Origin of the sequence: Thiocystis minor (assembly GCF_016653465.1) — a bacterium.
GTDB lineage: Bacteria > Pseudomonadota > Gammaproteobacteria > Chromatiales > Chromatiaceae > Chromatium > Chromatium minus.
The window spans coordinates 1-25188 of record NZ_NHSQ01000194.1; the positions used below are offsets into that span (position 1 = coordinate 1).

Below are 25188 nucleotides of genomic sequence, written 5' to 3' on the forward strand. Positions count from 1 at the left end.
GGGTTGGAAGCCATTCGTGGGGTGAAAACCGTCAACGAGATTGGCCAAGAGCACGGTGTGCATCCGGTCCAAGTCGGGCAATGGAAGAAGGAGATCCTGGAGCAAGCCGGAACCTTGTTCGAGACCAAACGCGGGCGCCAGGCGGCGGACGATCAGAGTGCGCCCGAACGACTCTACAGCGAGATCGGGCGCCTGAAGATGGAACTGGACTGGTTGAAAAAAAGTCCGGGCTGAGCCAATGAGCGCCCGTCGCGGATGGATCGAGCGTGAGGGCGAGGTTGCGGTGATCCGCCAATGCGCCTTGGCCGGGGTCGCGCGCTCAGGGGTCTATACCCGCTCCACTGAGGAAGTTGTTAGCGAGTTGGACCGGATCCTGTTGGCGTTGATTGACGCCGAGTATACCCGTCACCCGTTCTATGGCAGCCGGCGCATGGTGGTCTTTCTGAAGGCGCAAGGCCATCTGGTGAACCGCAAGCGCGTCCAGCGACTGATGGGGATTCTGGGATTGGCGGGCATGGCGCCGGGACCGAACACCAGCCAACCTCACCCCGAGCACTTGGTTTACCCCNGGTTTACCCCTATCTGCTGCGCGGGGTCGACGTCACGCGCCCGAACCAGGTGTGGAGCACCGACATCACCTACGTGCGTCTGGCGCATGGCTTTGCGTACCTGGTCGCCATCATCGACTGGTACGCGCGCCGCGTGCTCGCCTGGCGTCTGTCCAACACCCTGGAGGCAGGATTCTGCGTGGACTGTCTGGAAGAGGCGCTGCGCGCCCATGGTCGGCCTGAGATCTTCAACACTGACCAAGGGTCGCAGTTCACCAGCGCGACCTTTACGGGGGTACTCCTGCGCGAGGAGATCGCCATCAGCATGGATGGACGTGGGCGGGCACTGGACAACATGTTTGTCGAGCGCCTGTGGCGCAGCGTCAAGTACGAGGATATTTATCTCAAAGGATACGCCAGCTTGCCCGAGCTGCTCTTGGGGCTGACCGACTACTTCGCCTTCTACAACCACGAGCGACCGCACCAATCGCTGGGGTACCTGACGCCGGAGGCGGTCTACCGCTCGGGGGTAGGTGGGGGAGCCAACATCGTGGATCGCTTCGGCGAGACAACACTGGGGCAGCGCCAAACCGCTGCGATTGATGTCGCAAGCACAACTTAAATTCAGGGGAAAACTGTCCTGGACATGGGGTCCACTTTACTCTCTTGCTTCGGAATCTTCTGCATCGTCATCTCCAAGGTGACCGTCATTCTACGTCACCCTTGGAAGACGAAATTTCGGGGGAACCTCAATGACCCGGACGGTCATTTGTGAACCCGAGGCGACCGCCGCAGGGTCTCCAGCGGTCCCTCGCCGAAAAGCTGTCGATATTCAGCGGTAAAACGCCCCAGTTGATAGAACCCCTGACCGTAAGCGGCCTGCGTGATGGTCAGGCTGCCGGCTGGCGCGAGCGTTAGCTGGCGGCGCACGGCATGGAACCGCCAGCGCCGCAGGAAGGCCAATGGCGCCATGCCGTAGGTGTCGAGAAAGGCGTACTCCAGGGTGCGCTGACTGACGCCGGATTCGCCGCAGAGCCGTGGAACCGTCAGGACGCTCAGGTCGGCGTCGCGCAGAAACTCCAGCGCGCGATCGAGACCCCGTTGCCGCTTGATGGACGACGGGCGACGCTCAGCGGACAAACCGGGCAGTTCGACCGTCTCCAGCAGACGCGCGAGCAGATCTGTCTCCAAGGCACGCAAGACGGCGGGGTGCTCCAGCATCATCGGACTGCGATGGGCCTGGCGAAGCATGCACAGGAGCCTGCGTTTCAGCTCGTCGAGCTTGGCACCCGAGGCCGGCAGCACGCGGGTCGCGGCGGCGGACAGGAGCGCCGACGCCAGGTCGGGGGCGAGTGTCCGATGGATGAAATCCAGGCTGATAAGAACGATCAGATGGACCTGCCCGGCGTCGATATTGGCTTCCAGCGCACCAGGATGTGAGGCGGGAAGGCCCTGCTCGTGCAGGCTGTCGTTCCAGAAGGTGCTGCGTCGACCGAGGCGAATCGGGACGGCGAATCCGAGCAGCCCTGGCGGCGTCATCCCGAAAACCCGGCTTGGGCACTGAAATGAGTCCTGGTAAAGGGCGAACGTGGGCGTGAGCAGGAACTCCTTGCGATGGACGAATGGCCCCGCCGTCAGCGGCGTGACGCAAAATTCCCACGGCCGGGCGATCTCCTCGTAGAGGACCGGATCGTCCACCTCCAGCGAGCCGATCAGCGGCGGGGCGGTCGGCTGGATCTTGGGCGATGTGATGGGGTCATCCAGGGGCATCGTTTAGCAACCGACTTTGCGAAAACTGCATATCCAGGCAATCGCTGCGCGGCTAGTCTAGGCGACAAAAGCCGACTAAATCAGTTTTCCCTCTCTGACGAGCCCTCAAGGAGCTGACCCGATGAAGCGACCCCTGCTTGGATTACTCGCCACCGCGGCGATGATCATCTCACTTCCCAGCCTTGCCGCGACGGGGGCGACGGCCGACCAACCCAACATTCTGGTCATCATGGCCGATGACATCGGCTGGATGAACGTGTCTTCCTATGGCGGCGACATCATGGGCGTGCAGACGCCGAATATTGACCGCATCGGCGCCGAGGGGCTGCGCCTGACTTCCTTCTATGCCCAGCCGAGCTGCACCGCCGGGCGCGCCGCCTTCATCACCGGCCAGCTTCCGGTGCGCACCGGACTGACCACAGTCGGCACGCCGGGCTCGCCGGCGGGATTGCAGAAGGAAGACATCACCATCGCCGAGGTTCTCAAGACCAGGGGTTACGCGACGGCGCAGTACGGTAAGAACCACCTGGGCGATCTCGATGAGCATCTGCCCTGCAACCACGGGTTCGACGAGTTTTTCGGCAATCTCTACCACCTCAATGCGAACGAGGATCTGGAAGACCCTGACCGCCCGACCAATTCCGAGTTTCGCAAGCAGTTCGATCCGCGCGGCGTGATCGAGTGCACCGCCAATGGCCCCGTGAAGGACGATGGTCCCTTGACCGTGCGGCGTATGGAGACCTTCGACGAAGAAATTCTCGCCAAATCGCTCGACTATCTCGCCCGCCGCGCGGTGGACAGGAAGCCCTTCTTCCTCTGGCACAACACGACCCGCAACCATGTCTTCCTTCATCTTAAGCCCGAGTCCAGGGACCAGTCACGCGGCGGACACGAGGACATCTACGGCAATGCCCTGAAGGAGCACGACGCCCAGGTCGGCCAGCTTCTTGCGAAGCTCCAGGAGACCGGTCTCGACAAAAACACCATCGTGGTCTGGACCACCGATAACGGTGCCTACCAGTACATGTGGCCCGAGGGTGGCACCACGCCCTTCCGGGGCGACAAAGGCACGACCTGGGAAGGCGGGATGCGCGTGCCCACGGTGATCCGCTGGCCCGGCGCACCGGGCGGGCGCGTGAGCAGCGAGATCGTCTCCTCGCTCGATTTCTTTCCCACCCTGGTCGCCGCCGCCGGTGAATCGGATGCGGTCGGCAAGCTCGCGCAGGGCGCGGACTATGGCGGGAACGGCTACAAGGTCCATCTGGACGGCTTCGATCAGACCGCCCTCTTTACCGGCCAGAGCGACCAGTCCGCGCGCAATTTCGTCTTCTACTACGACGAGACGGTGCTCGCGGCCGTCCGCTACCAACAGTTCAAGGTCAGCTTCTCCGTCAAAGCAAACGACCGTTGGGACGATCCGCTGCTCGGTTTAGGCCGTCCACTGATCACCAACCTGTTGATGGACCCCTTCGAGCGTCAGACCGGCGACGTGGGCCGCCAGTACATGGAGCACAAGACCTGGATTCTGACCCCCATCGTCGGCATCGTCCAGAAGCACCTGGCGACCTTCCAGGAGTTTCCGGTCCGCCAGATCGGTCTGAGCGCCCAGATGGGCAAAACCATCGAGGGGATCCAGTCGCAGATCCTGAAGATGCAGCGGACGAACTAAACCGCGTCCAGCGTGACAGGCGTTGTTTCGAGTGAGGGCCGACCTTACGGCAACCAACGCGGTTCGGCGAGCCGCCGTTGAGAACGAGTCAGGGGAAAACGATTGTACGCATCATCGGTTCAGGTTCCATTGCCGAGGGCGGGTGCCGTGGCGCGCTTCGTCCAGCAGGCTGCGCTGTCTCTGGCGCTCGTCGGCGGCGCCATCTGGTCGCCGGTGTCGATGGCTGCGGAAGGCGGCACCACGCACTACCTTCCGGGCGGCACGGCGACGCTGATCGATCTGGCGCCGACCCAACCCGGTTGGGTGGTGCAACCGATCTATCTTCACTACAGCGGCAAGGCATCGACATCAGGGCCGATCCCGGTTGCCGGCACCGTCGCCTTGGGTCTCGACGCTGACAGCGATGCCATCCTGCTTGGCGGTCTCTACACCGTCGGGCAGAGCCTACTCGGCGCGCGTTACAGTGCTGGCGCCTATCTGCCCTATGTCTGGATCAACGCCAACGCCACGCTCGATACCCCGCTCGGCGAGGTTCGGCGCAGGGATCGCACGTCGGGGATCGGCGACCTGACCCTGATCCCCGCCATGCTGGCGTGGGAGTCCGGGTTCTGGCAGTTCAATGCACTGCTTCCTGTCTACGCGCCAACCGGCGACTACCAGGCCGGACGGCTCGCCAATCCCGGCCTCAATTACTGGACCTTCGACCCCACGTTGGGCGCGTCCTACAACAACGACAAGATCGGTTTCAACGCGGCCTTGCATGGCGGCGTCTCCTTCAATACGGAAAACGGCGAGACCGACTATCGCAGCGGTTCGCTGGTTCATCTGGAGGCTAGCGTGCAGCAGCTTCTGCCGGTCGGACCGGGGTTCCTCGGAATTGGCGCCGAGGCCTTCTATCTGGAGCAGGTCACCGCCGATGGCGGATCCGGCGCGCGTCTGGGCGAGTTCAAGGGACGCACCGCCGGCATCGGCCCGGTGCTGAGCTATATCCTGCCGCGCGGCAAGCAGACCCTAGTCGCCGAAATGCGCTGGTTACCCGAGCTGGACGTGAGCCGTCGCCTCAAGGGCGATTACGTCTGGCTCAAGCTCGCGTATCAGTTCTGACAATACCAGACCCTCGACTGAACGATCGGAGACGACGATGAAGCCATCCATGCTGAAGATGATGACGGCGGTGCTGACGGCCGCTGTCGTTTGGGCGGTTCCGCTCCAGGCCGAGAAGATCGCCCATCCGAAGGACGGCGCCCCTGGAGACTGGAGGCTGATCGGCACGACGCGCGCCAACCACACGGCGGACCACGACACCAAGGGTCTGCTGAACGGCAAGGCGGACGTCACTCTGTTCGGCATGAAGTGATTGAGCGCAGATTTCACTGACATGCTGAACCTCGACCTCGCCCAGATTTGCAGCGCGATCGCTTCTGACCTGGTGGCCAAAACGACCATTCTCGCCGATGCCCATTTAGGTCTCGACGCATTCGTAGACAAACACGGCCAAACCATTCTCGGCGACTTCATCCAAGCCGGTGAGGAGATCGATCTGGCGGACGCCCGTGCCGCCGCTGCCGCACTGTGGCGGTATCTCCGGTTGATCCAGACCACGACGACCTCCCTAATGCAAGCGCCCGCGACACCATCAACGCAAGACCTGCGCCAGCGGGCCGAGGCGCGCCTGGGGATGATGGATGCACCGGGGATGGACACTGTCGCGCCAGATGCGACCGCGCAACTGGTCCACGAATTGAGCGTCCATCAGATCGAACTGGAGTTGCAGAATGAAGAACTGCGCCGCACCCAGGAGGCATTGGCGGTCTCGCACGCGCGTTATTTCGACCTCTACGATCTCGCCCCCGTCGGCTATGTGACCCTCAGCGAGGCGGGGCTGATCCAGGAGGCCAACCTGGCGGCGGCCACACTCCTGAACACGTCGCGCGGCAACCTGCTCCATCAATCGCTCAACCACTTCATCCTTCCCGAGGATCAGGACGTCTTCTACCACTGCCGCCGGCAGCTCTGGGCCACCGGTGAGTCGCAGTCCTGCGAACTGCGTCTGTCAGACGCAAACGGTGAGCCCCGCTGGATCGGTCTGGAGACCAGCCTCATCCCGACGACCGACACGCCCCCCCCGCGCTGGCAGGCCATCCTGAGCGACATCACGCGCCGCAAGCAGATCGAAGCCGACCTCGAAGCGCATCGACGCCAATTGGAAGCGTTGGTCAACGCGCGCACCGCCGCGCTCTCCATCGCCAAGGAGGCGGCGGAGGCGGCCAACCGGGCCAAGAGCACCTTCCTCGCCAACATGAGCCACGAGTTGCGCACGCCCATGAACGCCATCCTGGGCATGAATACACTCGCCCTGCGCCGTGCCAGCGACCTCCAACAGATCGACCAGTTGAACAAGGTCCGCCAGGCATCCCAGCATCTGCTCGCCGTGATCAACGACGTCCTCGACCTCTCCAAGATCGAGGCCGACCGACTCACCCTGGAACAGACGGCTTTCACGCTGGAGACAGTTTTGACGCACCAGACCGACCTGATCGGTCGACTTGTCACCGAGAAGGCACTTGACTTGGTGATCGACGTCCCCGCCGACCTCGCCCACCGGTCGTTCCAGGGTGATCCTCACCGTCTGGGGCAGATCCTGCTCAACCTAACCGGCAATGCGGTCAAATATACGCTGCGGGGTTCAGTGACCGTGCGCGCCCGACTCGTCGAAGAGACCCTGACCGACGTGCTGCTGCGCCTTGAGGTCCAGGATACGGGGATCGGCATCGCGACCAAGGATCAGCCGCGACTCTTCACCCCCTTCGAGCAGGTGGACAGCTCGACGACCCGCCAATATGGCGGCACGGGTCTCGGGCTGGCGCTCAGCCAGCGGCTGGCCCAGCGGATGGGCGGCGCCATGGGGTTCGAGAGTCAGCTCGGGGTGGGCAGTACCTTCTGGTTCACCGCCCGTCTGGCCCTGGCCGATCGGCGGCTGGCCCCGGCCATGGCATCTCCCACGGTCACCCCGCTCGCCCAGCTCCGCGCCCATCATGCGGGTGCGCGCATCCTGCTCGCGGATGACGAACCCATCAATCAGATGATCACGCGGGAACTCCTGGAGGAGGCCGGCCTCGCGGTGGAGATTGCCGCCAACGGCGCGGAGGCGTTGGCGTTGGCGACGCGCGCCGACTACGACCTGATCCTGATGGACCTGCAAATGCCCGTGATGGATGGGCTCGAAGCGACGCAACGGATACGCCTGCTACCCAATGGCGCCACCCTTCCGATCCTTGCACTCACCGCCAATGCCTTCGTCGATGTCCAGGCGCGCTGCCTCGCGGCGGGCATGACCGACTTCATTACCAAGCCGGTCGATCCGGATGCCCTGGAGGCGATCGTGTTCAGCTATCTGGCCCAATCCAGCGACCTTGAACATTCCAATGCCCGGTCGTCGCCACCGTTCGAATAGAAACACTGGAACCGAGAAACACGCCCCGCACAAACAACCACCCCGGAGACGACAACCATGCCGATACCTATATTCCGCCTGCCCACGGGCATCCTCCTGGCCCTGTTCGCCGTCACCTCCCCGCAGGCGGCCCCAGCCCAGACGGATGCCCTGTCCACCGCCGGCTCCAAACCCAACATCGTCGTCATCCTGGCCGATGACCTCGGCAACGCCGACCTCGGCTATCGCGGCAGCGACATCCAAACGCCGAATATCGATGCGCTGGCTCAGGAAGGCGTGCGGCTCGAAAACTTCCACGGCGAGCCGGTCTGCACCCCCGCCCGCGCCGCGCTGATGACCGGCCGCTACCCGATGCGTCACGGTCTCCAGACGCTGGTGATCTTCCCCAATCACCGTTACGGCCTGCCCACCGACGAGCGCACCCTGCCACAGGCGCTCAAGGACGCGGGCTACGCGACCTACATGGTCGGCAAGTGGCACCTCGGCCACGCCGACCGGAAATTCTGGCCGCAAAACCGTGGCTTCGATCACTTCTACGGCAATACCGTCGGCGAGGTCGACTACTTCACTCACAAGCGCGCCGGCATCCTCGACTGGCAGCGCAACGGTGAGTTCATTGATGAGGAAGGCTATTACCTGGACCTGATTGGCGACGAGGCGGTCAAGCTGATCGAGCATCAGGACAAGGACAAGCCATTCCTGCTCTATGTCGCCTCGCTCGCGCCCCATGCGCCCTATCAGGCGCCGAAGGCCATGGAGGACCGCTATGCCGAGACCATCGCCGACCCCACGCGCCGCACCTACGCGGCCATGATCACCTCACTCGACGAACAGGTCGGGCGGGTCGTCGCCGCGCTCGATCAGCAGGGCCTGCGCGAGAACACCCTGATCGTCTTCAGCAGCGACAACGGCGGACCCCGCAGCGCGGTGGTGGCCAGCGGCGCGCATTCCCGGGAGGAGCGCGCCGCCAGCGGGGTCAAGCAGGAGTCGCTGCCGGCCAGCAACGGCGAGCTGCGCGGCGGCAAGGGCAGTCTGCATGAGGGCGGCGTGCGCGTCCCGACCATCGTCAACTGGCCGGCCAGGCTCCAGCCGCGCGTCGTCGACGGGCCGCTGCACATGGTGGACATCATGCCCACCGCCATGGCACTGGCCGGCGCTCCGGCCAACCCGACCGACAAGCCGCTCGATGGCGTGGATCTCTGGTCCACGCTCGCTACCGGCCAAGGCTCGACGCATGACGACATCCTGGTGAACGTCGAGGCGTTTCGCGGCGCGGTCATCAAGGGTCAGTGGAAGCTGGTCAGGATCGCCCTCCTGCCGGGTAAGACCGAGCTGTTCGACCTGAGCACCGACCCAGGCGAGAAGAACAACGTCGCCGAGCAGAACCCGGAGATCGTCCGCGACCTGGAAGGCCGCCTGATCGCCTACGCCAGGCAGCAGAAGCCGAGCGAATGGATGAAGGCGCAGCCGGATTATCTGGGCGCGCAGGGGCAGACCCTGTTCGACCCGGACTTCGACATCGACGACGGTGGCATGCCGCACCTGAAGCCGGCTCTGCCGCAGCCCTGAGCCCTGAGCCCCGAGGCGCCCGCCCAACGATCTCGGGCGGGCGCCGTCACCCTAGCCCCCGCCGGTCATTGGACCGGCCCCGCATCCACTGGAGGACGACGCATTGAAGAAGATCACCCTGATAACCATTACACTCGCTGCGGCGATGTGCGCCAATCTAGCCTTAGCCGGGGCGCTCGACCCGGACTGCACCCCGGAGAAGGCCGCCAAGGGTGCGGTCGCCAAGGCGACGGTTGGGGTTGGCGGACGCTGCTCACCCGCCGAGGCCGCCAAGGATTCGGCCAAACGCACGGCGGGGATCGAGGACAAGGGACCACTCGACAAAGCCGGCCATGGCGATGAAGGGTTGGTCAAAAAGGCCGTGAAATAGCAACTGATCACTGACAACTAGAAAAAAGGAAACCTCGTTATGCCTCTAATGACTCGCGCGTTGGCCGAACTGATCGGCACCTTCTGGCTCGTACTCGGCGGCTGTGGTGCCGCCGTCTATGCCGCCGGCGTTCCGGACGTCGGCATCGGCTATCTGGGCGTCGCCTTCGCCTTTGGCCTCACGGTATTGACCATGGCCTATGCGATTGGCCATATCTCCGGCTGTCACCTGAACCCGGCGGTCTCGCTGGGGCTGGCGGTCGGCGGACGCTTTTCCTTCGCCGATCTCCCGGTTTACGTGATCGCTCAGGTGCTGGGCGCCATCGCCGCCGCCTTCCTGATCTGGTTCGTCGCCGCGGACATGGGGCTCTACAAGGAAGGACAGGCGACCTTCACCCTGGCCGCCAACAGCCTGGCGGTGAACGGCTACGGGCCGCTTTCGCCCCAGGGCTACGGCATGGTCGCCGGCCTGGTCACCGAGATCGTCATGACCGCCATGTTCCTCTTCATCATCCTGGGCGTGACCGACAAGCGCGGGACCGCCGTGGCGGGTGGACTCGCCATCGGTCTGGCCCTCACCCTCATCCACCTGATCTCGATCCCGATCACCAACACCTCGGTGAATCCGGCACGCAGTACCGGGCCGGCGCTGGCCCTGCTCGTCGGCGGCGAGGGGCTGGCGACGGCACAGCTCTGGCTGTTCTGGGTCGGCCCGCTGGTCGGCGCCACCATCGCCGGTCTCGTCTATCGGCTGTTCGAGGCCAGGGACCAGGCGGTCTGATCCTGCCCGCTCCGTCTCGACCGCGTCGAGATCGACGCGGTCGCAATCACGCACTCACCCAGAGGACTGACGACGATGCCGATGAAGACAAGACACGTACCCCTCCTGTTGCTCGCCGGCCTGGCGCTGTCGGGCAGCGTGCTGGCGGAAGAAGCGGAGATCGCCGTGACGACGGCCCCAGCCATCGATCCCCAGGCCATGCAGGCGCTCGATCGCATGGGCGCCTATCTGCGCGGGCTGGAGACCTTCAGCCTGCGCGCGGACGACGCCATCGACGAGGTTCTGGATTCCGGCCAGAAGATTCAGCTCACGAAGACGGTCGAGTTACAGGTGCGTAAACCCGACCGTCTGCGGGCCGACATCACGACCGACCGCAAGGCACGCGAGATCTTCTACGACGGCAAGCACTTCACACTCTTGGCTCCCGAGGCCCGGTATTTCACAACGGTCGAGGCGCCGCCCAGCATCCGCGAGATGATCGCGGCGGTCGAGACCCGGTACGGGATCGAATTCCCGCTGGTCGACCTCTTCCAGTGGGGCGAGGATGCCGACGCGGCGGCGGACATTCAGGAGGCCATGTTGGTTGGCGTGAGCAAGATCGATGGCCAGATGGCCGACCACTACGCCTTCCGCCAGGACGAGATCGATTGGCAGATCTGGATTGCCCAGGGCGAGGCGCCTCTGCCGCTGCGCTATGTCATCACCACCAAGGATGAGCCGGGCGAGCCGCAATACATGGCCAACCTGACCTGGGACACGCAGGCCAAGCCCGCTGACGCGGTCTTCACCTTCACGCCAACCAAGGACGATCACCCCATCGCCATCGTCGTCCAGGACGAAACCCCGGCCACGCAAGAGGACGCCCCGAAATGAAACATCAGTCTAAGCACTCTGCCGTGTTGGCCACCCTGGCCGTTCTGTTTGTAGGCATTGCGCTGATCCCGCTGGATACCTCGGCGGCTCGGGGTGGTGGGGGCCATGCCAGAACCTCGGTGCATCGGGGGGGCGGTGCCAATATCAACCGCGGCGCCAACGTGAACCGCAATGCCAATGTGAACCGCAACGCGAACATCAACCGCAGCGCCAATGTGAACCGCACTGCGAACGTCAACCGCAATGCCAACGTGAACGTCAATCGCCATGTCGACGTCGATGTCCATCGCGGCTGGAATCACCCCGTCGGCACGGCGGTGGCGATTGGCGCGACGGCGGCGGTGATCGGCTCGATCATCTATTCTCTGCCGCCGTCCTGCACCACGGTCTACTCCGGCGGCGTCACCTACCAGCAATGCGGCTCGACCTGGTACCAGCCACGCTATGCCGGCAGCAGCGTCCAGTATGTCGTGGTGAATTCTCCGTACTGATCGCACGACGCAGTGCTCGTCTGGCTCCTGTGCTCTCGCAGGGGAGCCAGTCCAGACCCTGCGGCGTTGCATAAACATTTGTGCCTGGAGCGCGGTCAAGACAGCATCTCCACGCAGTGCATGGAAACGCGATCGATCTCAACCACACCCGGAGACCAGACAGATGCAATGGCGTGACTTCCCGACCCTGGCGATCGTCTGCTGCATGGCCATGCCGGCGGGGATCGCCGCCGCGGCCGATCCGGTGACCGTCCCCAACGACGGCTCCATCCTGCCCTTTTCCCCAACCCCGTCGGCCAGCATCGCCGGTCCGACCTTGCAGGAGTCGACCCATCAGCGGCGGGCGGAAGACAGCCATCTGCCGGCTGATGCCCCCAACATCCTCATCATCCTGCTCGACGATGTGGGCTTCGGTCTGCCGGATACCTACGGCGGCCCCATCCATACGCCGACGCTTTCGCGCATCGCCAACGACGGCATCAGCTACAACGCCTTCCACACCACCGCCATCTGCTCGCCGACCCGCGCCGCGCTGCTCACCGGGCGCAACCATCAGCGCGTGGGCTCCGGCACCATCGCCGAGCGCGCGGTGGACTGGGACGGCTATACCGGGGTGATTCCGCGCACCGCCGCGACCTTGCCCAAGGTGCTGGGCGCTTACGGTTACAAGACCGCCGCCTTCGGCAAGTGGCACAACACGCCCGCCACCGAGACCACGGCGATGGGTCCATTCACACTCTGGCCGACCGGCGAGGGGATCGGGTTCGACTATTTTTACGGCTTCCTGGCCGGCGAGACCTCTCAATGGGAGCCGCGCCTGGTCGAGAACCTCAACCCGGTCGAGCCGCCCCATGACCCGACCTACCATCTGAGCGAGGATCTGGCGGACCAGGCCGTCGGCTGGCTGCGCAAGCACCGCGCCTACACCCCGGACAAGCCCTTCTTCCTCTACTGGGCGCCGGGCGCAGGACACGGACCGCACCACATCTTCAAGGAATGGGCGGACAAATACGCGGGCCAGTTCGACGACGGCTGGGATGCCCTGCGTGAGCGCACCTTCGCGCGCCAGAAGGCGCTCGGCTGGATTCCGCCCGACACCCGGTTGACCCCGCGCGCCGCGTCCATGGCCGCCTGGGACAGCATCCCCGAGGCCGAGCGGCCCTTCCAGCGGCGGCTGATGGAGGTCTTCGCCGGCTTCGTCGAGCATGCGGACGTGCAGGCCGGCCGGGTGATCGACGAGCTGGAGCGTCTCGGCATTCGCGACAACACGCTGGTCTTCTACGTCTTCGGCGACAACGGCGCGAGCGCCGAGGGTCAGAGCGGGACCATCAGCGAGCTGCTGGCGCAGAACGGCATCCCCAACACGCTCGATCAGCACCTCAAGGCGCTCGACGGGCTCGGCGGCCTGGACGCGCTCGGCGGCCCCCAGATGGACAACATGTACCATGCCGGCTGGGCCTGGGCGGGCGACACGCCCTTTCAGCACACCAAGCTGATCGCCTCTCACTTCGGCGGCACCCGCAATCCGCTGGCCATCTCCTGGCCGAAGGGCATTCAGCCGGACAAGAGCCCGCGCCCCCAGTTTCACCACGTCAACGACATCGCCCCGACCATCTACGAGATCCTCGGGATCACGCCGCCCAAGGTGGTGGATGGCTTCGCGCAGGACCCCATCGACGGAACCAGCCTCGCCTACAGCTTCGCCGACGCCAAGGCGCCGGGCCGCAAGCACAGCCAGTATTTCGACAACAACGGCAGTCGCGGCATCTTCCAGGACGGCTGGTTCGCCAGCACCTTCGGGCCGCTCACGCCCTGGCTCACCGTCAGCCCAGGGCTGACGACCTGGGATTCTCGTCAGGATGTCTGGGAGCTGTATGACCTCAGGTCCGACTTCTCCCAGGCCGTGAACCTGGCCGACCGGGAGCCCCAGCGTCTCGAAACCATGAAAACGGACTTCCTCAAGGTCGCGGAGGAGAACAAGGCATTCCCCATCGGCGCCGGTATCTGGCTGCGGCTGCATCCCGAGGACCGCGTCAAAACCCCTTACAGGCACTGGGAGTTCGATGCCTCGACCACGCGCATGCCCGAGTTCACCGCGCCGGGCCTGGGTCGCGAGAGCACTCATGTGACCATCGACGCCGAGTTGGGCGAGCAGGCATCGGGCGTGCTCTATGCCCTGGGCGGCGCCTCCGGCGGCCTGACGCTCTACCTGGACCGGGGCCACCTGGTCTACGAGTACAACATGATGATCATCGAGCGCTACGGGGTGGCCTCGGCCGAGCCGCTCAGCCCCGGCCAGCATCGCATCGAGGTGGACACGGCCATCAAGAAGCCCGGCGCCCCGGCCGAGGTGATCCTCTCCGTCGACGGGGCCGAAGTCGCACGCACCACCGTCGAGCGCACCGTTCCGGCGGCCTTCACCGCCAGCGAGACCTTCGACGTCGGGGTCGATCTCGGGTCGCCCGTGTCGCGCGACTACTTCGATCGCCGGCCGTTCCGGTTCGACGGCAAGATCGCGCGGGTACTGGTCGAGGCGAGGTGATCCCATGACCGCCACGCTGCTCCTGCTGCTCAAGCTCGCCGTCGGCGCCATCATCCTCGCGATCGGGATGGACTCCACCCTGAAGGACTTGACCTACCTCTGGCGCCGGCCGGCGCTCTTCCTGCGCTCGGTGCTGGCCATGTACCTGCTGGTGCCGCTGGCGGCCCTGGCGCTGGTCAAGATCCTGCCGCTGTCGCCGGGGGTCGAGGTTGGACTCCTGGTGCTGGCGGTCTCGGCCGGGGCGCCGCTGCTGCCGCGCAAGCTGCTGCGCATCGGCGACGGGGCCTACATCTTCAGCCTGGTGGTGACCTCGTCGCTGCTCGCGATCATTCTGGTCCCCGCCTGGCTGGCGGTGCTCGGCCCAGAGTTCGGCGATCCGATTCAGTTGCGGCCGGAGCGGGTGGCCCTGGTGTTCGCCAAATCCTTCTTCCTGCCACTCGCGCTTGGGATGCTGATCCGCTGGCGCTTTCCAGCCGTGGCCGGACGGATCGGTGATCATCTGATGCGCATCGGCGGACTGGTGCTGACGGGCTGCGCGGCCGCGCTCCTGATCCTGCACTGGGAGGTGCTGCTCGACGCCCATTGGTTTGGCGTCCTGACCCTGGCGGGCCTGGTGATCATCGCGCTGGCGATCGGCCACCTGCTCGGCGGTCCAGCCGAGGAGGACCGGACCGCGCTCGCGATCGCTTGCTCGACCCGTCATCTGGGGATCGCCGTGCTGGTGGCGTCATCCGTTCCCGGCCCGCGCACCTCCGTCATCGTCGCGGTCTATATTCTGACCTCGGCCGCGATCTCGATTCCCTATTTACACTGGCGGCGCCGTGCCGTCGCAACCCTGGAGGAACCGCGAGGTTCGCTATGAACAAAATTCTTGCCGCATCGTTACTCGCGATCGTCCTGTTCGTCGGGATGCTTGCCTTACTGGAAATTGGCCGACGGCTCGGTCATCGGCGGCTGGCGAGCGACCCCGATGGTGCGCGGGCGGGCACTGGCGCGGTCGAGGGGGCGGTCTTTGCCCTGATGGGACTGCTGATCGCCTTCACCTTCTCCGGCGCGGCGTCGCGCTTCGACACGCGCCGTGACTTGATCGTCCAAGAGACCAACGCCATCGGCACGGCCTACCTGCGGATCGATTTGCTGCCGGTGAACGCGCAACCGGACATGCGGGAGCATTTTCGGCAGTATCTGGATGCCAGGCTGGAGGTCTACCGCAAACTGCCCGATCTGCAGGCCGCGCGCTCGGAGTTGGCAAAAGCGTCGGCATTACAGGGCGACATCTGGACTCAGGCGATCGCTGCGGGCCACATGGAGGGAGCACAACCCGACGCCACGAAATTGCTGCTGCCCGCCCTCAACGAGATGTTCGACATCACCACGACCCGCACCATGGCGGCACAACTGCATCCGCCGATGGTGGTCTATGGGATGCTGGTCGGATTGGCCCTGGCCAGCGCCCTGCTGGCCGGTTACGGCATGGCCGGCGGCCGGTCACGCAACTGGCTGCATATGGTCAGTTTTCCGGCCGTCATGGCGATTGCGGTCTATGTCATCCTGGACATCGAGTATCCACGTCTCGGGTTAATCCATGTCGATGCCTTCGACAAAGCCTTGGTGGAATTACGGGCGAACATGAAATGAGGCGACACTCCGTCTGAATACCAGAGTGAACCGCCCCGGTTTCTCACAGACTCCAACCTTGAGTGGATGGAGCCAAGAAGACAGCAACGACCTATTCCCCAGAAGTCCGCGAGCGCGCCGTCCACGGTCGGATCCTTCCGCCGGTCCGTGGTCACGGCTACCGGCTGATCGTCGAGCCATCCTTGGAGTGATCCGCAAGTGGATCTCTTTCGTCGGCCATGCGTCCAACCACCGACGTCGGACAGCCGGTTAATTCATGCTGTCATCTTTCGAATATTTGGTTCCCTGCACCGTTCCCTGCGCCATGAGACCCGTTTTGGTGAGTTGGTAGACCTTGATTCCCTCGGGCGCCTCCAGTTCGCCGCCGCCGCCCCCTTTGCCACTGGCGCGGGCGACAGCGGCCGTTTCACCGCCGAAGGTCCATCCCTTGTCCAGGAATTGTTTCAGCACATCGCGACTGGTGAAAATCAAGACGGTGCGGACGTCCTTGAAACCGACGCCGAGCCCGGCGCTCACTGAACCGACTTTCATGAAGGTGTCCTTGCCAGTCAGGTTGTCGCGGACGATCCCACGCCCACCGCCGCCGCCGAGAAACAGCACCTGAGCGCTGACGACCCCAAAGACGCCGTATCCGGCTGCCGATCGGATCGCCTTGCGGGTTTGCGGAATTTCTCGATAAAGCTGTTCGAGCGTGTTTTGGCGCATCTTGCGCAGTTCAGTCCGCGCGTCCGCCTTGGTGTCCGACGCCATTGCGAGCGGCACCATGATGGTCGAACAGAGCACAACGACCAGGATCAACAGTCGGTCAAGACGAGACATCCGCTTCCTCCTCCTTTTGCGTGAGACGACGGCCGAAGTATTCGGTGAGCATGGGTCCAAGGATCGATGTCAGCACCATGAGCACGATGACGGCGTTCAGGACCGACTCGGTGATCAGTGAATCGCCATCGGCATTGACCGCCTCGAAGGCTGCCAGCGCGGCCGCGAGGGTCGCCGCGACCTGGGGCAACGACAGCGACCACATGGTCATGGCGGCCGGCCAATCATAGCCGAAGGGTCGACGAACCGTCGCAACGGCCAGGAACTTGCCGAGGAACAGGGCCGCCAGGATCGCCAGGACGAAGGACAGGCTATTGAGAAGCGTCGCGGCGAACACCGGCAGGTCGAGTTTGACGCCGATGCTGATGAAGAAGATCGGAATGAACAGCCCCTCGCCGATCAGGATGATCTTGTCCCGCACCGGCGACATGGCGAGCACCCGATTGACGGCGATTCCAGCGAGGAAGGCGCCGACGATGTCTTCGAGATGGATCAGGTGAGCGCCCGCCGCGGCCAGCATCAGGATGAGAAAGGTGAATGAGAAGAGACTGTTTTCGTCGTCGCGATGACGACGGAAAAAGAGCCGGCCAAGGAGCGGAAGCCCTTGCAGGACGATGACGCTGTAGACGGCCAGGGCGAAGATCTGGATCGCCAGACCCAACGGCGAGAAGCCGCCTTTGTGGATGGAGATGCAGACCGCAAGCACCAGCAGGGCCGCGATATCGGTGAAGATGGTCGCGCCGACCACGACGGCCATATCCTCCCGCTTCGCCAGGCCGAGTTTGGTCAGAATCGGGAACCCCAGGAGCGTGTGCGAGGCGATCAACGAGCCGATCAGCACGGCAGCGGTCCAGCCAAACCCGAAGACCAAGGCGGCCACCATGCCCGCCAAGAGCGGAAAGGCGAAGGTGGCGGCGCCGAAACCGAGCGACCGTTGCCGAGTGGCCTGGAAGATCCGCATGTCGATCTCCAGGCCGACGATGAACATGAGGAATACCCGTCCAACCGAGGAGAACAACTCCACGGTGCCATGCTCACGCACGTCCGGATCGATGATGCCGAGGACGTAAGGACCGAGCAGGATACCGCCGAGCAGCAGCGCAACCGGCGCCGGCAGCCGCAGGCGGTTTGCCAACGATGGCAGCAGGAAGACCAGGAACATCACCAGCGTGAAGAGTTCGAGCGCGGATGCCTGCCGGAAATAGCCGAGAATGGTTCCGGGCTTCCAGAGACTGATCGCCGTGACCAGGGCGATGCTCAGCGCGGCGAAGAGCAACCAACGTTTCAGGATTATTCGCAACATAGAAGCTCCCGCGGCCGTCGCGATCAATGCGGTTCTGGATATCAGCGGGTCTCGACCCTGCTGGTGGCGATGAGTTTACAGGCGGTGCGGTCTAGTGGACAGCCAACACCCGCCGCGCCGCTGCGCTTTGTCGCCTATACTCAGCCCCGCCCTCTACTTTGGGGGATTGCCCGCCCGAGCCGAAAGAGGACCAGGAAGGGTCCGTGAATCCGTGCGACACCACCCGCATTCCAACGCGCGACGATCAGATTAGGAAATTTGCCATGACGAACCCTGGTTACACCCCGTCCCTGATGCTGGCGGGGTTACTCATCACGCCCATCGCCGCCTGGTCGCAGGCCGCCCCGCCGGCTAAGCCGCCCAACATCGTTGTCATTTGGGGCGACGACATCGGCCAATCCGACGTCAGTGCCTATTCGATGGGCGTGATGGGCTTTCATACGCCCAACATCGACCGCGTGGCCAAGGAAGGCATGGTGTTCACCGATTACTACGCCGAGCAGAGTTGCACCGCCGGCCGGGCGTCGTTCATCACCGGCCAATCAGGCTTGCGCACTGGCTTGACCAAGGTCGGTTTGCCGGGCGCGACCGTCGGGTTGCAAAAGGAAGACCCGACGATTGCCGAGCTGCTGAAAGCGCAAGGCTATGCCACTGGCCAATTCGGCAAGAACCATCTGGGCGATCGCAACGAATATCTGCCCACCGTGCATGGTTTTGACGAATTCTACGGCAACCTCTATCACCTCAACGCCGAAGAAGAGCCGGAGCTGCCGGACTACCCGAAAGATCCGGCATTCCTGGCAAAATTCGGTCCGCGCGGCGTATTGGACTGTCAGGCGTCGGCCACCGACGACCAGACGGTGGACCCGCGCTTCGGCAAGGTCGGCAAACAGGTGTGCACGGACACCGGCCCCCTGACCAAGAAGCGGATGGAAACCATCGACGATGACGTCGCCGACCGCGCGGTGGACTTCATCCAGCGGCAAAACAAGGCCGGCAAGCCCGCCTTTGTCTGGGTGAACCTCTCCCACATGCACTTCCGCACCCACACCAAGCCAGAGAGCATTGGTCAGGCGGGGCGTTGGCAGAGCCCCTACCACGACACCATGATCGACCACGACAAGAATGTCGGCACGGTTCTCAAGGCACTGGATGACCTGGGCATCGCGGACAACACCTTCGTGATGTACAGCACCGACAATGGCCCGCACATGAACAGTTGGCCGGACGGCGCGATGACGCCCTTCCGGAACGAAAAAAACAGCAACTGGGAAGGGGCCTATCGGGTGCCGGCCATGGTGCGCTGGCCGGGCAAGATCAAGCCGGGCAGCATCTCCAACGACATCATTTCCCACCTCGATTGGCTACCGACCTTTGCGGCCATGGCTGGCGACGCGCAGGTGAAGGATGCGCTGCTCCAAGGCGACCAGGTTGGCGACATGACCTACAAGGTCCATCTGGACGGTGACAACCTGGTTCCCTATCTGACTGGTCAAGTCGCGAAGAGTCCGCGAGAATCCTTCCTGTACATCAACGACGATCAGCAATTGACTGGGCTGCGTTACGACAATTGGAAGTTTGTGTTCATGGAGCAGCGGGCCGAGGGAACCATGCGCGTCTGGTCGGAGCCCTTCACCAGCTTGCGGATTCCCAAGATCTTCAATCTCCGCACGGACCCTTACGAGCGCGCGGACATCACCTCGAACACCTACTACGACTGGCTACTGGATCACGCCTTCATGCTGGTCCCCGCGCAGGCGTTTGTGGGCGATTTCCTGATGACCTTCAAGGACTATCCGCAGCGGCAGAAAGCGGCTGCCTTCAACATGGATGAAGTGCTGCAAAAGCTCAAGGACAACAACGGTTCGAAGTAGCCCGCATTAGGCGGGGCACGGCCGTGCGCGTGCCCCGCTTCTGATTCACTTTCAGGAGTCGATTGATGACAGGTTCGCCCGTGACTACGCTGCTCGCGCTACTGCTGCTCATCGACATCGCCGTTGCCGCCGACCCGCTGCCTTCCTGGAGCGACACCGCACCGAAGCAGGCCATCATCGCCTTCGTCGAGCAGGTCACCCAGGAAGGCTCGCCCGAGTTTGTGCCCGTTGCGGAGCGCATCGCGACGTTCGACAACGACGGCACGCTCTGGTGCGAGCAGCCGGCACCGGTCCAACTCTACTTTGTACGCGATCGGGTGAAGGCCCTCGCGCCGCTGCATCCCGAATGGACAACGAACGAGCCGTTCGCCTCGCTGCTCAAGGGGGACGTGACAAGCGCGCTCGCCAGCGGCGATCACGCGCTCCTCGACCTCCTCATGGCCACGCACGCGGGCATGACCACGGACGAATTCGCGCAGATCGTCACGGACTGGATCGCCACCGCGAGACATCCAAGGATCGGCAAGCGCTTCACCGACATGACCTACCAGCCGATGCTCGAACTACTCGCCTATCTGCGGGCCAATGGGTTCAGGAACTTCATCGTTTCCGGCGGCGGCATCGAGTTCATGCGCCCCTGGGCGGAGCGCGTCTATGGCATTCCGCCGGAGCAAGTCGTGGGCAGCAGCATCAAGACCACATTCGAGATGCGCGACGGCAAACCTGCGTTGGTTCGCCTGCCCGAACTGAACTTCAATGACGACCGGGATGGGAAGCCCATCGCCATCAACCGGCACATCGGCCGCCGGCCCCTCGCCGCCTTCGGGAACTCACGCGGCGACAAGGAAATGTTGGAATACACGCAGGGCGGCAGCGGCGCCCGTTTCGAGCTGCTGGTGCTGCACGACGACGCGGAGCGCGAATACGCCTATGGTCCGGCCCGTGGCTTGCCGGACGTTAAACTGGGGGCCTTCCCGCCCGCGCTCGATAAGCAGGCGAAGCAGGACAGTTGGGTCGTGGTCAGCATGAAGACCGATTGGAAACAGGTCTTCCCGGTCGCGCCATCGGCGGTCACCGCCATCGACATTCTGCTGGAACCGGACGCCAGGATGCTCCAGCATGCCGCCGCCAACAACGCGCGGCTGCTCACGGTCAACCCGCAGGGTTTCGCCCTGGATGCCGCGCACCGTCCGCATATCACGCTGATCCAGCGTTTCGTCCGCACCGCGGACCTCGACCAGGTCTATGCCGCCGCCGGGAAGGTGCTCGCCGACGCCAATGTGAAGGCCATGACGCTGGAAGCCTTCAAGTACTATTACGCCCCGGGCAAGGATGTTGGCGTGGCGGGCATTGTCGCCAGGTCGACCCCTGAGCTACTCGCATTGCAACGGAACTTAATTGACGCCGTGGCTCCCTTCACCGTGGAGACCGGACCCATCGCCGCCTTCACCGCCGCGCATGACGACCCGGCCCTCGACGCGGCCTTGATCGACTATGTTTCGACCTTTGTTCCAACCTATTCCGGCGAACATTTCAGTCCGCACGTCAGCACCGGTGTCGCGCCGCGCGCCTATCTCGACAGGATGCTCGCCGAACCCTTCGAGCCGTTCACCTTCTCGCCAGTCGGCGCGGCCCTGTACCAGTTAGGCCCGTTCGGCACGGCGGCGAAGAAGCTCAAGGAGTGGGATTTGAAACCCTAAGCCGTCAAGCGACCGCTGTTCGTGCCGATGTTCTGTCTTAAGAAGATCCAGTGAGGCAGGAGCGCGAACCGGGACCGAGCGGTCCCGCGCGCGGGTGTCGCGCAGCAGTAGCGAAAGGGCGTTGTCACGCAGCGATTGGATGTCTATGAAGCCGAAATATACCGCCATCTGTCTCGTCGTATGCCTGCTGTTCGATGGTGCGGCGACCGGGAGCGCAGAGCCGCTACCGCCCGCCACCTACGCCGGCAGCCAGTCCTGCGTGACCTGTCATCCGGTCGAGACCGAACGCTGGCGCGGCTCCTTTCATGATCGGGCGATGACGGAGGCGACCGAGGCGACGGTCCTGGGTGATTTCAACAACGTCACGTTCACCGCCCAAGGCATCACCTCGCGGTTCTTTCGCCAGGACAGCCAGTATCGGGTCCGCACCGATGGCCCCGATGGACAACTGCACGATTATCCCATCCGCTACACCTTCGGCTGGTGGCCGCTCCAGCAATATCTGATCGAGTTCCCCGGCGGGCGTCTGCAAAGCCTCGGCATCGCCTGGGACAGCCGCGCGGCGGCGGATGGTGGACAGCGCTGGTTCCATCTCTATCCGAACGAACGGATCGACCACACCAGCCGCCTGCACTGGACCGGCCGCGATCAGAACTGGAACTACCAGTGCGCCGAGTGCCATTCCACCAACCTGCAAAAGGGCTACGATCTCGCGACGGACAGCTTCCACACCACCTGGTCCGAGATCGATGTCGCCTGCGAGGCGTGCCACGGCCCGGCCTCGCGTCATGTCGAGCAGGCGCAATCGGCGACGGCGGACAAGACGCCCGCGTGGGATGCCAGCAAGGGCCTGGTGGTTGATCTCGCCGACCGCGACGGCGCAGTCTGGACGCACGACGACCAGACCGGCCTGCCGCAACGCTCCGTGCCGCGCGCCCAACACACCCAGATCGAGGTCTGCGCCCGCTGCCATGCGCGGCGCGGTCAGCTCAGCGAGACGTACCAGCACGGCCAGCCGCTTGGCAATACTCATCGCCTGGCGCTGCTCGATGCCGAGCTGTATCACCCCGATGGTCAAATCAAGGATGAGGTCTTTGACTACGGATCTTTCATCCAGAGCCGGATGTATGCCAAGGGCGTCACCTGTACCGACTGTCACGACGCCCACAGTCTGACGCTGAAGGCACCCGGCAATCTGGTCTGCGCCCAGTGTCACCAACCGGAGCGGTACGACGCCACGACCCATCATCATCACCAGCCCGGCTCCACGGGCGCCTCTTGCATCGCCTGCCACATGCCCCAGCAGCGTTATATGGTGATTGACGAGCGCGCGGATCACAGTCTGCGCATCCCGCGTCCAGATCTGACGCTGAAGATCGGCAGCCCCAATGCCTGCAACGCCTGCCATCCCGAGAAGACGCCCGAGTGGGCGGCCGAGACGACGAGCCAATGGTACGGCGAGGGCACGGCCAAGCGCCCGCATTATGGCGAAGCCTTACAGGCGGGTCGGATCGGCGCGCCGGATGCCGGCCCGCCCCTCGTTGCCCTGGCCGCCGACGCGAGCCAGCCGGCGATTGCCCGCGCGACGGCAATTGATCTGCTGCGCGGCTTCCCCGATCCCACGTACCGGCTTACTCTCCAGCGCCTGTTGAACGATGGGGATGATCTGGTGCGCGCGGCGGCGGTCCGTTATCTTGACATGACCGATCCGCAGACCCTCTTGGACCTTGGCTTTCCGCTGCTCGACGATCCGATCCTGGCGGTGCGGACCGAAGCGGCGCGCACCCTGGCACCGCTCGCCGCCTTGACGCTGCCCGATGCCGAGAAAAATCGGTTGGACAAGGGAATCCGTGACTACCGCGCCACCCAGCTCGTCAACGCCGAACGATCCGAGTCACATTTGAATATCGGCCTGATCGAAATGGCCAGACAGAATCCACCTGCGGCGGAGAAAGCCTATCGCACAGCGCTGCGTCTGGATCCCAACTTTGGACCGGCCTATGTCAATCTGGCCGATCTCCATCGCTCACTTGGCCGCGATGCGGACGGCGAAGCCGTCCTGCGCGCCGGGCTCGCCGCGGTGCCCGACGACGCCAGTCTCTACCACGCGCTCGGGCTCCTGCAAATCCGTCGGAAGGAGATCACGAAGGCTGTGGACTCACTGACACGGGCGGCCCAACTGGAGCCGGACAACGCCCGCTATGCCTATGTCCAGGCGCTGGCCGTGAAGAGTGCCGGCGACCTCGATCAGGCCATCGCCATCCTGAAGTCGGCCCTGCAACGGCATCCGCATGACCGTGACATCCTGGTGGCGTTGGTCACGATCAACCAGGAGCGGGGCAATCAGGAGGAGGCGCTCGACGATGCCCGGCGGCTTGAACAACGCTAACCGGATCGCATCCGCGGCGACCGCCGCAAGATTTCACCTTCCGAGCCTCGGAGTTCCATCCTGGCGCATCGGGCACTGGCTGGAAATCAGCGGTGTTCTTCTTCAACCATACAATCTCGGGGACAACCATGAAGCGCATCTTCTTCTCCACCGCCATCGCGTGGTTCACCCTGTCCGGTTGCAACGGTGGTCTCATCGCGCCGGAGGGTCCGGCGAGAAACGCCTTTCTGGATCAGGTAGCCACCCACTGCGGCAAACTCAGCATCGGCAACCAGCCCATCAATTATCTGCTCGACGTCAACGGCAACGACGTCTATTTTGTCGATGAGACCAGCAAGCTTGCCGCAGGCCGCGTCAACCAGGCCACATATGCCGACGATATCAACGCCTTCTATCCGACGGGCACCAATCAGGCGGCACTCGACTGCATCTTTGCTCAACTCGATTGAATCACAGACGATGAACGACCTCGCGGTCATTGACAGGGGCTGTCGCCACACCTTGACGTGGCGCACGGGAAATGATCGTTTGAATCACCGACTAGACTGCTGACCAGGGCGATCGCACGGCCTTACGAATCAATATGTTACAGCGCATAAACAGCGCCCACTGCGTCACGTAAGGCATTGACAGATAAGCTATATAAGCGTTTCTTGATGCGATTGCCCTGGACTGCTGACTCATGACGCTGAAGCCAATTCTCTCTGCCAGCCGAATCGGCACCGTTATTTGGGAAACATGAACTGAACTTGCGCGCGGATCTGCCAATCGGCGCTATTGTCTGGCGCGGCGACGTTGTAATAGGCCGAAAGCTGCGTATTCACCGGCAGTTTGCCGAGATGGAAAATCTTGCCGATCCCACCGCCGATGGGCACTGTCCATTGGTTCCCGCTGTCTGCCGTCCAATCGACGGTGAGGATCGGGGCAGACGTCAGATAAAAACCGTCCTTGAAGTTGTAGTTGACGAAAGGCTGGAGCAGTCCGTTGTTGTAGTCGCCGCCATGCTTGTCGTGGGTTAGGGACCAGAGATTGTTCACCATCGCGCCGTACACCCAGGGGCTGCCGTGCTCAAGGTGCAGCAGCACGAAGGAGGGGCCGAGCCCCCATACGCGCCAACATAGCCGGCAAGCCCTTGAAATTCAGTGGAGAGGCGCGATCTGTTGGGCATTTTGCCGCCATGCTCCGCGCCCCCCAGCCCGTCGATCTCGCGTTTGAAGCGTTTCTGAAGGAATTGCCACCCGAGTACGCGACGATGGCGCGTGAGTTCGCGGTATTCGCCCGCCCGCGCAAGCTCAAGACGCCGGCGCAATTGCTGCAAGTGGTGATGCTGTCTTGTGGGTTGGATCAGGCACTGCGAACGACTGCCGGGAGCTTCACGCGGCTGGAGGAACGCATCACC

The 25188-nt window shown here is 63.7% G+C and carries 21 protein-coding genes and 2 pseudogenes; 19 read left to right on the forward strand and 4 right to left on the reverse strand.

Annotated elements, in window-relative coordinates; genetic code table 11:
- Both CCR95_RS25715 and CCR95_RS25720 read left to right on the forward strand, forming a co-directional pair.
- Positions 1 to 568: pseudogene (locus tag CCR95_RS25715) on the forward strand (IS3 family transposase); the annotation flags it as partial.
- A gap of 1 nt (position 569) precedes the next feature.
- Positions 570 to 1170 (forward strand): annotated as a pseudogene (locus tag CCR95_RS25720) (IS3 family transposase); the annotation flags it as partial.
- A gap of 143 nt (positions 1171 to 1313) precedes the next feature.
- On the opposite strand, the gene CCR95_RS24370 reads toward CCR95_RS25720, so the two are convergent.
- Entirely contained in the window at positions 1314 to 2318 is a 1005-nt protein-coding gene (locus CCR95_RS24370; protein ID WP_201099253.1) for a helix-turn-helix domain-containing protein, read from the reverse strand.
- A gap of 121 nt (positions 2319 to 2439) precedes the next feature.
- On the opposite strand from CCR95_RS24370, the gene CCR95_RS24375 reads away from it, so the two are divergent.
- The 12 genes from CCR95_RS24375 (at position 2440) to CCR95_RS24430 (ending at position 15704) form a co-directional block, all read left to right on the forward strand.
- Positions 2440 to 3987, forward strand: coding sequence for an arylsulfatase (locus CCR95_RS24375; protein WP_201099255.1), 1548 nt, complete (start codon positions 2440 to 2442; stop codon positions 3985 to 3987).
- 147 nt (positions 3988 to 4134) lie between these two features.
- Complete coding sequence (locus tag CCR95_RS24380; protein ID WP_338115502.1) at positions 4135 to 5091, forward strand: SphA family protein; 957 nt, start codon at positions 4135 to 4137, stop codon at positions 5089 to 5091.
- A gap of 37 nt (positions 5092 to 5128) precedes the next feature.
- Positions 5129 to 5344, forward strand: a complete 216-nt coding sequence (locus tag CCR95_RS24385) for a hypothetical protein (RefSeq protein WP_201099257.1) — start codon at positions 5129 to 5131, stop codon at positions 5342 to 5344.
- A gap of 21 nt (positions 5345 to 5365) precedes the next feature.
- A complete protein-coding gene (locus tag CCR95_RS24390; protein WP_242523478.1) occupies positions 5366 to 7441 on the forward strand; it encodes a hybrid sensor histidine kinase/response regulator in 2076 nt (691 codons plus the stop codon).
- Between the two features lie 57 nt (positions 7442 to 7498).
- Positions 7499 to 9010: an arylsulfatase B gene (locus CCR95_RS24395; protein WP_201099259.1), complete on the forward strand. Its 1512-nt coding sequence runs from the start codon at positions 7499 to 7501 to the stop codon at positions 9008 to 9010.
- 103 nt (positions 9011 to 9113) lie between these two features.
- Positions 9114 to 9380, forward strand: coding sequence for a hypothetical protein (locus tag CCR95_RS24400; protein WP_201099261.1), 267 nt, complete (start codon positions 9114 to 9116; stop codon positions 9378 to 9380).
- A gap of 39 nt (positions 9381 to 9419) precedes the next feature.
- Positions 9420 to 10160, forward strand: coding sequence for an aquaporin Z (aqpZ, locus tag CCR95_RS24405; RefSeq protein WP_201099263.1), 741 nt, complete (start codon positions 9420 to 9422; stop codon positions 10158 to 10160).
- An 81-nt stretch (positions 10161 to 10241) separates the two neighbouring features.
- The gene (locus CCR95_RS24410; RefSeq protein WP_242523479.1) at positions 10242 to 11033 is read left to right on the forward strand and encodes a DUF2092 domain-containing protein; all 792 of its coding nucleotides are present in this window, start codon (positions 10242 to 10244) and stop codon (positions 11031 to 11033) included.
- Complete coding sequence (locus CCR95_RS24415; protein WP_201099265.1) at positions 11030 to 11524, forward strand: hypothetical protein; 495 nt, start codon at positions 11030 to 11032, stop codon at positions 11522 to 11524. Before CCR95_RS24410 ends, CCR95_RS24415 begins: the two co-directional genes overlap by 4 nt.
- Before the next feature lie 163 nt (positions 11525 to 11687).
- Positions 11688 to 14066 (forward strand): arylsulfatase, encoded by a 2379-nt coding sequence (locus CCR95_RS24420; RefSeq protein WP_201099266.1) that lies wholly within the window; start codon positions 11688 to 11690, stop codon positions 14064 to 14066.
- 4 nt (positions 14067 to 14070) lie between these two features.
- On the forward strand, positions 14071 to 14928 hold the full coding sequence (locus CCR95_RS24425) for a bile acid:sodium symporter family protein (RefSeq protein WP_201099267.1): 858 nt from the start codon (positions 14071 to 14073) through the stop codon (positions 14926 to 14928).
- Positions 14925 to 15704 carry a bestrophin-like domain gene (locus CCR95_RS24430; RefSeq protein ID WP_201099268.1) on the forward strand — a complete coding sequence of 260 codons (780 nt, stop codon included), beginning with the start codon at positions 14925 to 14927 and terminating at the stop codon, positions 15702 to 15704. Before CCR95_RS24425 ends, CCR95_RS24430 begins: the two co-directional genes overlap by 4 nt.
- Before the next feature lie 249 nt (positions 15705 to 15953).
- Here the strand turns inward: CCR95_RS24430 and CCR95_RS24435 are convergent, their stop codons facing one another.
- Entirely contained in the window at positions 15954 to 16523 is a 570-nt protein-coding gene (locus CCR95_RS24435; protein ID WP_201099269.1) for a lipid-binding SYLF domain-containing protein, read from the reverse strand.
- Complete coding sequence (locus CCR95_RS24440) at positions 16510 to 17826, reverse strand: cation:proton antiporter (RefSeq protein ID WP_201099270.1); 1317 nt, start codon at positions 17824 to 17826, stop codon at positions 16510 to 16512. Before CCR95_RS24440 ends, CCR95_RS24435 begins: the two co-directional genes overlap by 14 nt.
- A 263-nt stretch (positions 17827 to 18089) precedes the next feature.
- On the opposite strand from CCR95_RS24440, the gene CCR95_RS24445 reads away from it, so the two are divergent.
- The 4 genes from CCR95_RS24445 to CCR95_RS24460 all read left to right on the forward strand — a co-directional run bounded on the left by CCR95_RS24445 (position 18090) and on the right by CCR95_RS24460 (position 24238).
- Positions 18090 to 19700, forward strand: a complete 1611-nt coding sequence (locus CCR95_RS24445) for an arylsulfatase (protein WP_201099272.1) — start codon at positions 18090 to 18092, stop codon at positions 19698 to 19700.
- 65 nt (positions 19701 to 19765) lie between these two features.
- A complete protein-coding gene (locus tag CCR95_RS24450; protein ID WP_201099274.1) occupies positions 19766 to 21400 on the forward strand; it encodes an HAD family hydrolase in 1635 nt (544 codons plus the stop codon).
- Positions 21401 to 21539: 139 nt separating this feature from the next.
- Positions 21540 to 23789, forward strand: a complete 2250-nt coding sequence (locus CCR95_RS24455; protein ID WP_201099276.1) for a tetratricopeptide repeat protein — start codon at positions 21540 to 21542, stop codon at positions 23787 to 23789.
- 128 nt (positions 23790 to 23917) lie between these two features.
- Entirely contained in the window at positions 23918 to 24238 is a 321-nt protein-coding gene (locus CCR95_RS24460; RefSeq protein ID WP_201099278.1) for a hypothetical protein, read from the forward strand.
- Between the two features lie 276 nt (positions 24239 to 24514).
- Here CCR95_RS24460 and CCR95_RS24465 read toward each other — a convergent pair whose 3' ends face one another.
- Positions 24515 to 24874, reverse strand: coding sequence for a hypothetical protein (locus tag CCR95_RS24465; RefSeq protein WP_201099280.1), 360 nt, complete (start codon positions 24872 to 24874; stop codon positions 24515 to 24517).
- Between the two features lie 92 nt (positions 24875 to 24966).
- Between CCR95_RS24465 and CCR95_RS24470 the strand changes: the two genes are divergently transcribed.
- Positions 24967 to 25188, forward strand: a 222-nt coding sequence (locus CCR95_RS24470; RefSeq protein WP_201099282.1) for a hypothetical protein, incomplete at its 3' end; no start/stop codon positions are given.